Genomic DNA, 10,973 nt, shown 5'->3' with positions numbered 1-10,973 from the left:
GCTCTATCTGGTGATACTGCTGATACCCTTTGGTCTGGGCACAGGCCTCGTCTATTTCCTCGAGCGTGTAAGGAGTTGGTGATGGATATCTTCACCTGGATCGGACTGGGGCTTGCCGCCGCCTTGCTCGTCTATCTTTTCTTCTTCCTGTTCAATCCGGAGCGTTTCCTATGAACGACGCCCTGCTGCTCACCTTTACCATGTTGGTGGTGACCATCGTCCTGGCGTGGCCTTTGGGTGCCTATATGCAGCGTATCTTCAGTGACCAAAGCTGCCTTGCCAAAAGGCTGCTGGGTCCAGTGGAGCACGCCATATATGCCGCGGCCGGTGTCGATGCCAAAGCCGATATGAGCTGGCGGCAATATGCCCTGCTCTGGATTCTCTTCAATCTGGTAGGCGCTGTCTTTCTCTATCTGCTTTTGTATTTCCAGAATTACCTGCCCCTCAACCCCATGCACTTCGGCAGTCCCGGGGTGCAGATAAGTTTCAATACCGCGGCGAGTTTCGTCTCCAACACCAATTGGCAGGATTATGGTGGCGAAAGTACCATGAGTTACGTGAGCCAGATGCTGGGTATGGCGGTACAGAACTTTCTCTCTGCCGCTTCCGGTATTGTCTTGGCCCTGGCCATGATCCGTGGTTTTACCCGTGCCGAGAAATCGGGCATCGGTAATCTGTGGGTGGATCTCGTGCGCACGACGCTCTACGTGCTCCTTCCCTTGTCGGTTATCCTCGCTCTGTTTTTCGTCGAGCAAGGTGCCATCCAGAACTTTGCCGCGTACGTCCACGTCGACCTGATTCAGCCCTTTCTGCACAAAGGCCAGATGGTGACGCAGCAAGTCATCGCCATGGGGCCGGTGGCGTCGCAGGAAGCCATCAAGCTGCTGGGTACCAACGGCGGCGGCTTTTTCAATGCCAATTCCGGACATCCCTTTGAGAATCCCACGGGCCTCACCAATTTCTTCCAGATGGTGGCCATTTTTCTCATCCCCTTTGCCTTGGTTTTCTACTTCGGTCATCGCGTCAAGAACATGCGTCTCGGGGTGGGTATTCTGGCGGTCATGCTACTGCTCTTCACCCCTCTCGCCATACTGAGTCAGCAGCAGGATCTGGCCGGCAACCCTGTGCTCACGACCATCGGCGTCGACCAGAAGAATACGAGTCTGCTAGCCGGTGGTGGCAATATGGAGGGGGTCGAGGATCGCATCGGTACTGCTGGCAGTGCCCTCTTCGGCGCTGTGGCCACGGGAACCTCGACGGGAGCCGCCAATTCCGCCTACGACTCCTTCATGCCCTTGTCGGGTATGGTGAATCTGCTCCTGATGCAGTTGGGTGAGGTCACTCCCGGTGGCGTGGGGACCGGTATTGCTTCCATGCTGGCCTTCGTCCTCATCGCGGTATTCCTGGCGGGCCTCATGATCGGTCGCACCCCGGAGTTTCTGGGCAAGAAGATCGAGTCCTACGAGATCAAGATGGCCTCGCTGGCCATATTGGTCATGCCGATGCTGGTGCTCATCGGCACGGCGGTGGCGGTGAGTCTGCCGGGCGGCCGCGATGCCGTGCTGAATCCCGGGGCCCATGGGTTCTCGGAGATTCTCTATGCCGTCACCAGTCCCAGCAACAATAACGGCAGCGCCTTCGGTGGGCTCAATGCCAACACCACCTTCTATAACCTGCTCACGGGCCTGTGTGTTCTGCTCAATCGCTATCTCGCCTATCTCCCGCTGCTGGCTATCGCCGGTTCCCTGGCGGCGAAGAGGCGCATCCCGGCAAGCCCGGGCACCCTCAACCCGGCCACACCCCTCTTCGTGGTCTTCACTACCGTCGTGGTGCTGCTGGTGGGGGCCTTGAACTTCATCCCGGCGCTGGGCCTTGGGCCCATAGCGGAGCAGTTGAGCCTGCCGACGGCGGTACACAACACCTCTTCGATTGGTCATTGAGAGACAGATCATGACGACCCATCACATTCATAGTGCGAGTTTTTCCTGGCGGCAGCTGGGCCGGACCGCCGTACGCGAGAGCTTCCGCAAGCTCGACCCGCGGGTACAATGGCGCAATCCGGTGATGTTCGTGGTGTTCATCGGCGCCATCCTGGTTACGGTCATCGGTATTGCCGACCTGCTGCACGGCCGGTGGGCGGAGGCGGGCTTCGTCTGGGCCGTGGATTTCTGGCTCTGGCTCACGGTGCTCTTTGCCAATTTCTCCGAGGCCCTGGCCGAGGGGCAGGGCAAGGCACAGGCGGCGAGTCTGCGACAGGCTCGTCACGAGGTGACCGCCAAGAAGCTCCGTGAGCCACGCCACGGCGCCGCTTGGGAAGAGGTCCCCGGAGCGAGCCTGCAGCCCGGCGATTACGTCCTGGTGGAGGCGGGTGATGCCATCCCTTCCGATGGCGAGGCGGTGGAGGGCGTGGCCTCGGTGGACGAGAGCGCCATCACCGGCGAGTCGGCACCGGTCATCCGCGAGGGCGGTGGCGACCGCAGCGCCGTCACCGGCGGCACCCGAGTGCTCTCGGACTGGCTGGTGGTGAAGATTACCAGTAGTGCCGGCGAGACCTTCCTGGACCGCATGATCCGTATGGTGGAGGGGGCGGCCCGCCGCAAGACTCCCAACGAGATTGCCCTGGCCGTGCTGCTGGTTCTGCTCACCATCGTTTTCCTGGTGGTGACGGTCACGCTCTATCCTTTCTCTTACTACAGCGTGCACTACGCCAACCACAGCGGAACCGTGATCAGCACCACGGTGCTGGTGGCCCTTTTGGTCTGCCTTATTCCCACCACCATCGGCGCTTTGCTGCCCGCCATCGGTATTGCCGGTATCATGCGCCTGCTGCAAGCCAATGTGGTGGCGAAGTCGGGTCGCGCCATCGAGGCGGCGGGCGATGCCGACGTCCTTTTTCTGGACAAGACCGGTACCATCACCTTTGGCAATCGCCAGGCCTCGGCCTTCTACACCGCGCCCGGGGTGACGGATCAGGAGCTGGCCAGTGCCGCGCGCCTGTCCTCATTGACGGACGATACCCCCGAGGGCAAGAGCATCGTCCTGCTGGCGGAGCAGAAATATCCGGAAGCGAAGGAGACCTTGGGCGACGACGCCAAATGGATTCCGTTTACCGCCGAAACGCGGATGAGTGGTGTTGATGCCGGTGGGAAGGAATTGCGTAAGGGCGCCCCCGATGCCGTCAAAGCCTGGGTGAAGGAAAAGGGTGGTCAATGGCCGGCGGAGATCGATCAGATCGTCCAGAAGGTGGCGCAATCCGGTGCCACACCCCTGGTGGTGGCCCTGGACGGCCGTGGCCTCGGTGTGGTGGAGCTCAAGGACATCGTCAAGCCCGGCATCAAGGAGCGCTTTGCCGAGCTGCGGAAGATGGGCATCCGTACTGTCATGGTTACGGGCGACAACCCACTGACGGCAGGGGCCATTGCGGCCGAGGCCGGGGTCGACGATTACATGGCCGAGGCCAAGCCCGAGACCAAACTGGCGCGTATCCGCGAATATCATCAGGAAGGGCACATGGTGGCCATGACCGGCGACGGCACCAACGATGCGCCGGCCCTGGCCCAGGCGGACGTGGCCGTGTGCATGGCCAGTGGCACCCAGGCAGCGCGCGAGGCGGCGAATATGGTGGATCTGGATTCGGACCCCACCAAGCTCCTGGAGATTGTCCGCATCGGCAAGCAGTTGCTCATGACCCGCGGGTCCTTGACGACCTTCAGTATCGCCAACGATGTGGCCAAGTATTTCGCCATCATTCCGGCGGCCTTCGTGGGGACCTATCCGCAGCTGGCTGCCCTGAACATCATGGACCTGAGTTCGCCCCAGAGCGCGATTCTGTCTGCCGTGATCTTCAATGCCGTGGTCATTCCTTTCCTGATTCCCTTGGCGCTGAAGGGGGTTGCCTATCGGGCGGTGTCTGCGCAGGCGCTTTTGCGTCGCAACCTCCTGATATACGGCCTGGGGGGGCTGATCGCTCCGTTCATCGGCATCAAGCTCATCGATATCGTCCTGAGCCTTATCTGAGGACCGCACCATGATCCGTTCCTTACGCGCAGCACTCATCGTCTTTGCCCTGCTGGTGGTCGCTACGGGCATCGTTTATCCGCTCCTGGTCACGGGCCTGGCCCAAGTACTGTTTCCGCACCAGGCCAACGGCTCCCTCATCCGCGAAAACGGCAAGGTGGTGGGCTCCCGGCTCATCGGTCAGTACTTTGACCAGCCCCAGTATTTCTGGGGACGTCCATCGGCGACGGACCCGGTGCCCTACGACGCCGAAAACTCCGGCGCCTCCAATCTCGGGCCGACCAATCCAGAGCTCGTCCGACACGTCCAGGAGCGGGTCGCGCGCCTGCGGGCGGCGGATCCGGCCGATGGCGATCGTCCAGTGCCGGTAGATCTCGTCACCTCGTCCATGAGCGGACTTGACCCTGACATCAGCATTGCCGCTGCTCGCTACCAGCTGGCGCGGGTGGCCCAGGCGGGGCATTTGCCGGAGGCGCAGGTGGCGGCACTCATCCAGCGCTACACCCGCCCCGCCGTTCTGGGTTTCATCGGCGAGCCCCGGGTGAATGTGTTGGAATTGAACCTGGCCCTACATCGGCTATATCAGCAACAAGGAAAGGCTAAGTAAAACGCTTCACTTTTTTCAAGGCGCCATACGGCGCCTTTTTTTATGATCACGATCCTGAATTTTACAGAAATTTTATGGGTTTTTTAGAGCCTTTTTACAGGATTTTGATTAGTGTGGCGCACAGGCAATTCTCCAGAGGAAGTTCCATGTCTCGTTACGCTCGTATCCTGAAATGCCGCAACTGGGTTGTGGCCGTCGGCCTCCTCGGCCTGCCGGCCATGGCTTGCGCCTATACCCTGCCCAAGCCCTATGAGATCGATGCCGGGCCTTTGGGGAGGCTGGGGGTGCAGGGTGTCGTCAGCGCCTTTGCCTTTGCCCAGAACCATCCCCAGGGTGCGGGCGGCACTCTGGGCGCCAAGCACGAAGGCCTTGATCTCAGCAATGCACTGGTCATCGTGCAGAAGGATCAGGGCCTCGTGCAATTCTATTTGGAAGGGGGTGCCTACAACTATCCCACCCTCGCCAGCGGCTTCAGCTCCACCAGCAACACCCTGCAGCAGTTCGGCGCGCTGCCCATTGCCTATCTGAGCATCGTTCCCAATGCGCATTTCTCCTTACAGGTGGGCAAGCTGCCCTCCCTCATTGGTGTCGAAAGTGGCTTCACCTACGAAAATATCGATATCGAACGGGGCCTGCTCTGGAATGTGGCACCCAACATCAGCCGGGGCGTACAGCTCAATGGCCATTGGGGCGCGCTGACGGCGTCTCTGGCTTGGACGGATGGTTACTACAGCGATCGTTTCAATAACCTTTCGGGTGCTCTCAGCTACGCTCTGGATGCCCACAATAGCATTGGTTTTTACGGTGGCGGTAATCTGGGTCGCGCGGGCGGGAATACCAGCAGTGCCACAGGTGGCAATATCAGCGATGGTGCCGACGACAGCGCAATCTATGGGCTCAGTTACAGCTACGATGCCGAGCCTTGGGCGCTGACAACGTACGTGCAATATATGCACACCCCGCGTCAACCCGGTATCGGTCTGACTCAGTCCTTCCACAATCTGGGTGTCGGGGTTTTGGGAAGCTACCATTGGACCTCGCACTGGTCTCTGGGCGGGCGGGTGGAGTATCTGGAGGTGTCGGGTAGTGGCGCCGCCAGTCCCTATGCTCAGGGCATCACCAACCTGCCGGGCGACTCCCACGCCTGGTCCCTGACCCTGACTCCGAGCTTTCGGCAGGGAGCTTTCTTTGCCCGGGCGGAGTTCTCTTATGTCTGCGCCTTCTCCCCTTCGGGTCAGGGCTTTGCCGGGCCGAGGGGCAAGGATCGCAGCCAGACCCGGGGACTTCTGGAAACGGGTTTGCTTTTCTAGTTCTGCTGGCCCGTCCGAATTTATGCGTTTTTTATAGCCCGGGAAAATGGTCGGGACTAAACTTCTAAAACAAAGAACGTGCGCTCATAAAAATGTGCTTGTCAGTCATGGGAGACGAGTCATGGAATCTCTGAAACTGCAGATAATGAAGGCCGAATGGCAGGGATACCGTTGGGCCTTGGAGCATCCGCAGGCCGATGCCGATGCGGTGGAAGCGGCCTGTTATGCCCTGTATCCCGAAACCAGTGCAGGAGTCTTGCTTTACGCCTTCGAACGCGGGTTCGCCATGGCCCGCGCTGGTGAACAACCGGCCGAAAGCGAGCCGGCCTGAGGAATACCTCGCGCCAAGACCAATGGTCAGCACAGGAGTCTGCCATGTCGATATACGCCAATGAAATGACGCGGTCGAGTCCGCCCAACCGGCGTGCCGCGCAGTATGGGCGGCGTTGGGTGGTCAAGGTGGGCAGCAGTCTGCTCACCCGGGAAGACGGTCAGCCGGATCGTCTCGCCATTCGCAGTCTGGTTTTTCAGATGGCGACTCTACGCCAACAGGGTTTGGACGTCGTACTGGTAAGTTCGGGTTCCGTCAGTGTCGGGCGCGGCCATCTGGCATGCGGCGATGTGAACGGCAGCGCCGCAGACGTGGCGCGTCGTGCCGCCGCGAGTCTCGGGCAGGCGACACTGCTGCGCGTTTTTCAGGAGTGCTTCGAGGCCAGCGATACCCTCTGTGGGCAACTGTTGCTGACCAATGTGGACCTATCGGGGCGGTCGGCCCAGCGGCGTCTGCGGGATTCCATCGACGCGCTGCTGGTGGCTGGCGCGATCCCTATCCTCAATGAAAACGACGCTACGGTCCATGCCAACAATGGTATCGGCAACAACGATCTGCTGGCGGCACAGGTAGCTCGGATCTGGCGCGCCGATCTTCTCTTGCTGCTCACGGATCAGGTCGGATTGTATACCGCCGATCCTCGCCGAGACCCCATGGCACGCCTGGTGGACAGCTGCCGCTGCGATGATCCGAGGCTCATCGCCATGGCTGGCGGCAGCAAAGGCGCTCTGGGTACGGGCGGCATGGCAACCAAGATTCGGGCAGCGGGCCTTGTCGGACGTCGCGGTATCCCGACCCTTATCGCTGCGGGCCGCCAGGCAAGGGTGCTGCTGCGGGTGCGACAGGGTGAAGGACTGGGTACCTGGCTGGCGCCGGCGACGATGCGCAGTCTTGCCCAGCGACTGGGTCTGCCGACCCTGCCGCAGCCCGTTTATACCTGGGCCTAGGCTCGGCTTCGGACCGGTTCGATACGAGGATGCTGCCATGATTTCGCAGGATTGGTGGTCCCATCTGCTGCCCGCAATGCCATGGTTTGTGCTGGCACTAGCGGCATTCCTGAGTTGGGCGGCGCGAGAGCGGAGCCGCCGGCGCGCTGCCTATCGCGACGGTCGTCGTTGGGCCGAGGAGCATCCCGCCGCGCCCCTGTACCAGGCCATCACCATCGCCCAAGGGCGCTGGCCTTTGCGCAGTGAGGGGCAGGATCCTTGCCTCTACGCCTTTTTGCGCGGCTTTCACGAAGTGCGGCATGAGGCCAGGAAGGGCCACTGGTCCGACGCCCATCTGCGGAGGCTGCGGCCGTGATCGATCTGGGATGGGATTCCACTGTGTCCGTCGTGTCTCGCGATTGGGAGGGTTTTCTTATGTTATCGGTCGTGATTCTCAGCTTCGCGCTGCTCTTGTTGGCATTGTATTGGCTGTATTCCCGGCATCTGCGCGGCCTGGATGCCGCACACCGTACGCATCGCGCGAGGTATTCGGGAAGCGTCACCACGCTCGATCTCAGTGAACTGCTGCCGCAAGTGGCGCCGCACGATGATTTCCCCTGGGGCAAGGCCTTTGCCGAGCCTGCGCGTAAGGCAAGGGAAATGCGTCGCTGGGAGCTCTTGGCCGATATCGAACATCGAGCCTTCTGGTACTGCCGCGAAAGCTCCACCCTTGGCTTCTGGCGCATCGGCCTCGATGGTGCCGCCTTCTGGCAGGAATGGCGTCTGAGCGCCGGGGATTTGGCGCGCCTTCGGACACGCTACGCGCACTCCCCGTCCACGGAGTCCGCGACCGCCGAGCAGTCCCCACAGTCCACGGTACAGCAACGCGCCGTCGGTTTTTGATAAATCTATCCAGCCAAAGGCGGCGACGGAAGGTCTTTCCCTGGACAGAGCGTCTCGCGCTCCGTTTGTCAGCACGATCTTGTCCGCGAGAGACCTTCCGTGGCGGTCTTGGCGTATTCCGATACCGATGAGGCCGTCCGAATCCATGGAGCGTGACTTGTGAGCGGTTTTACGGCTTCCCTCCTGCAAACTCTTTTGGTTCTGGGCCTTTCCATAGCCTTGGCCTACCCCTTGGCCGCCTATCTGGAAGCGGTCTACGACGGTCGACCCTTTTGGGCGCGTAGGCTCCTGGGCCCTGTGGAAAAAGGGATTTATCGTGTGGCGGGCGGAGCCGCCCGGGAGGACATGGACTGGAAAAGTTATGCTCTGAACTTCCTCGGCTTCAATGTACTGGGTGCCGTAACCCTCTATCTTTTGCTCCCGTTGCAGGGACATCTGCCCTTCAACCCCGAGCATTTCCCCGGGATGTCTTCGGTGATGGCATTCAACACGGCCGCGAGTTTTGTGACGACCACCAATCTGCAGGACTATGGCGGCGAAAGTACCTTGAGTTATCTTTCCCAGGCCTTGGGTCTGGCCCAACAAAACTTTCTGGCGGGGGCGAGCGGCGCGGCGACTCTGCTCGCCCTCACCCGTGCGTTTATGCGCAGGAAGGGCAAGGGTCTCGGAAATTTCTGGGTCGATGTCACCCGCACGGTGCTCTACCTTTTTCTGCCCGTCGCTGCCATATTTGCGCTCTTTTATGTACAGCAGGGGGCCATTCAGAATCTGGCGGCCTATGTCCACGCCGATCTCATACAGCCCTTCGTGTATGACGGCCGTGGAGTGCATCAGCAGGTTCTGGCCATGGGCCCTGCTGCTTCGCAAGAAGCTATCACTATCCTGGGTGGTAACGGTGGCGCCTTTTTCAATGGCGGTGCGGCACATCCTTTCGCCAATCCGAGCCCTTTATCGAATCTTGGGCAGATGCTGTCCTTCATCCTTTTTCCCACGGCCTATATCTTTCTCTTTGGACGTATGCTGGGGCGTCGAAGGCTCGCTTGGGCCATTCTCGCCACAACGGTGCTGTTGTGGCTGCCTTTATCCTTGTCCAGCCAATATTTCGAGCTGCAAGGGAATCCGCGTTTACCCGCCAGCGTCGCTCAAGAGGCGCTTCCCCTCTATGCTGGAGGGGGTGATCTCGAGGGGGTAGATCTGCGTTTTGGCGCTGGTGCCTGTGGGCTATTTGGCAGTCTAGCCGCTACTACAGGTGCCGGGATGTCCGGCTGTGCTTACGATTCCGCCGCCCCGATGAGTAGTGGGATCAACATGCTCTACATGCAGCTAGGGGAGTTGCTCTACGGCGGAATCGGCGTAGGTCTGGAGAGTTTTCTGGCCGTGATGATCTTCGCTGTTTTTCTGGCTGGCCTCATGACTGGACGGACGCCGGTGTTTCTGGGTAAGAAAATTGAAGCTTACGACGTCAAAATGGTGTCCTTCGCCATTCTGCTGATGCCCCTGTTGGTGCTGCTGACCACCGCCCTGGCCGTGGCCCTGCCGGCAGGCCGGGAAAGCGTTTTTAATCCCGGACCACAAGGCTTCAGTGAGATCCTCTATGAATTCAGCAGTGCTGTGAACAACAATGGCAGCGATATGGGTGGCCTGAATGTCAATACCAGCTTTTACAATTTGCTGTCGGCTCTGGCCATGCTCTTTGGGCGATATTTTGGTATCTTGCCGCTCCTGGCCCTGGCCGGGAGCCTGGTGTGCAAGCAGGGTACGGCGGTGGGAGCCGCAACCTTGCGCGAAGACTCTCCTTTGATGATCGTCTTTGTGGCCCTCGTCATCCTGCTGCTCGCGGCCGTGACCTTTTTCCCCGCTCTTGCCTTGGGCCCAATCGCAGCGCAATGGCGCCTCTAGAGCGGGGATGCGAACTGCCCTTGCGTCAGCCGGCGCCGGCCGTGCCCAGGGTTGGGCCGTGGGGCGCGCTGTAGCCGTTGTCGCGGAACTGTTTTTGCCCCGCGGCACTGCGCAGATAGTCGACAAATTCCTGGCCGAGCTTGGGGTGGGGCGCATCGGTCAGAACCGCGGCATAGAATACCAGAGGCTGAGGATGCACGACTTTTTCCTTGCCATCCACGGTGATGGTGAACTGCACCTTGTCGTACCAGTCTTTGGCATAGCGTGGGTCGCTCAGATTGATTTCCGGCGGCAGTTTTATGCAGGGCAGTTTCTGGGAGCTGACGGCACTGAGATAGCCCGAGCTTGCGGCGAGCTGCCCACTTTTGAGCCGCGCCAGCAGCGAGGGCTCCGTAAAGATCTGCTGCGGATTCGTCTGTGAACCCAGGATCTTTTTCGCAAGATCCGGGATGTGGTAATACCGTTCCGCCAAGAGCATCGTGAAGATGATGTTCTGTCCCTGCGGGTCCGTGCGCGGATCGGTGCGTCCAAAGCTCACGCCAGGCATCTGCAGGACCTCGTACCAGGGTTTCCGACCCTGGGCTGCGGCGGCAAATTCCTTGGCGTAGGGACTGTCGGGACTGTAGGCGATGCACATCTGGGTGCTGGCGACGGGATAGGCCGCACGCACGAGACCCGCCTGCTGCAGGATCTCTATGGGTCCAGGGGTGATGGATACGAAGACGTCCGGACGAATCTTGTGGTCGGCGATGAGGCGGGCGAGGCCATAGGCTCCCTGACCCTCGCCGCGGTATTGGACCTGGTGCGCCTTGGCGAACTCCGGCCCTAGATGCAGATCCATCACGGCACCCATGGAGCCAGCGTAGGCGACGTAGAGATCTTCCGCGCCGGCTTGGGCAGCGCCGAGAGTAAGGGCAAGGGGCATGAGACAGGCAATCAGAACCGATGAGCGCACAGGTACCTCCCAGTATCGAAATATC

At 60.5% G+C, this 10,973-nt stretch carries 11 protein-coding genes; 10 read left to right on the top strand and 1 reads right to left on the bottom strand.

Annotation, left to right across the window (positions count from 1 at the left end; translation table 11 throughout):
- Window positions 1-81: 81 nt before the first annotated feature.
- The 10 genes from kdpF to kdpA (Q0C23_RS09585) all read left to right on the top strand — a co-directional run bounded on the left by kdpF (window position 82) and on the right by kdpA (Q0C23_RS09585) (window position 9,993).
- On the top strand, window positions 82-174 hold the full coding sequence (gene kdpF / locus Q0C23_RS09630; protein WP_291512165.1) for a K(+)-transporting ATPase subunit F: 93 nt from the start codon (window positions 82-84) through the stop codon (window positions 172-174).
- The gene (gene kdpA / locus Q0C23_RS09625) at window positions 171-1,940 is read left to right on the top strand and encodes a potassium-transporting ATPase subunit KdpA (protein ID WP_291512164.1); all 1,770 of its coding nucleotides are present in this window, start codon (window positions 171-173) and stop codon (window positions 1,938-1,940) included. The genes kdpF and kdpA (Q0C23_RS09625) overlap by 4 nt, the downstream gene beginning before the upstream one ends.
- Window positions 1,941-1,950: 10 nt before the next feature.
- Window positions 1,951-4,017, top strand: a complete 2,067-nt coding sequence (gene kdpB, locus Q0C23_RS09620) for a potassium-transporting ATPase subunit KdpB (protein WP_291512163.1) — start codon at window positions 1,951-1,953, stop codon at window positions 4,015-4,017.
- Between the two features lie 10 nt (window positions 4,018-4,027).
- The gene (kdpC, locus tag Q0C23_RS09615; protein WP_291512162.1) at window positions 4,028-4,624 is read left to right on the top strand and encodes a potassium-transporting ATPase subunit KdpC; all 597 of its coding nucleotides are present in this window, start codon (window positions 4,028-4,030) and stop codon (window positions 4,622-4,624) included.
- A gap of 146 nt (window positions 4,625-4,770) precedes the next feature.
- On the top strand, window positions 4,771-5,934 hold the full coding sequence (locus tag Q0C23_RS09610; RefSeq protein WP_291512161.1) for an outer membrane beta-barrel protein: 1,164 nt from the start codon (window positions 4,771-4,773) through the stop codon (window positions 5,932-5,934).
- Between the two features lie 121 nt (window positions 5,935-6,055).
- Complete coding sequence (locus Q0C23_RS09605; protein WP_291512160.1) at window positions 6,056-6,265, top strand: hypothetical protein; 210 nt, start codon at window positions 6,056-6,058, stop codon at window positions 6,263-6,265.
- A 44-nt stretch (window positions 6,266-6,309) separates the two neighbouring features.
- Window positions 6,310-7,212 (top strand): glutamate 5-kinase, encoded by a 903-nt coding sequence (gene proB / locus Q0C23_RS09600; protein ID WP_291512159.1) that lies wholly within the window; start codon window positions 6,310-6,312, stop codon window positions 7,210-7,212.
- A 37-nt stretch (window positions 7,213-7,249) separates the two neighbouring features.
- Entirely contained in the window at window positions 7,250-7,567 is a 318-nt protein-coding gene (locus Q0C23_RS09595; RefSeq protein ID WP_291512158.1) for a hypothetical protein, read from the top strand.
- A 59-nt stretch (window positions 7,568-7,626) separates the two neighbouring features.
- Window positions 7,627-8,094, top strand: a complete 468-nt coding sequence (locus Q0C23_RS09590) for a hypothetical protein (RefSeq protein WP_291512157.1) — start codon at window positions 7,627-7,629, stop codon at window positions 8,092-8,094.
- Between the two features lie 159 nt (window positions 8,095-8,253).
- The gene (kdpA, locus tag Q0C23_RS09585) at window positions 8,254-9,993 is read left to right on the top strand and encodes a potassium-transporting ATPase subunit KdpA (RefSeq protein ID WP_291512156.1); all 1,740 of its coding nucleotides are present in this window, start codon (window positions 8,254-8,256) and stop codon (window positions 9,991-9,993) included.
- Window positions 9,994-10,018: 25 nt separating this feature from the next.
- Here the strand turns inward: kdpA (Q0C23_RS09585) and Q0C23_RS09580 are convergent, their stop codons facing one another.
- On the bottom strand, window positions 10,019-10,918 hold the full coding sequence (locus Q0C23_RS09580) for an extracellular solute-binding protein (RefSeq protein WP_291512199.1): 900 nt from the start codon (window positions 10,916-10,918) through the stop codon (window positions 10,019-10,021).
- Between the last annotated feature and the right edge of the window lie 55 nt (window positions 10,919-10,973).

The sequence above is a fragment of the Acidithiobacillus sp. genome (assembly GCF_023256195.1).
GTDB lineage: Bacteria > Pseudomonadota > Gammaproteobacteria > Acidithiobacillales > Acidithiobacillaceae > Acidithiobacillus_A.
This window is presented reverse-complemented; position numbering and strand designations above follow the sequence as displayed.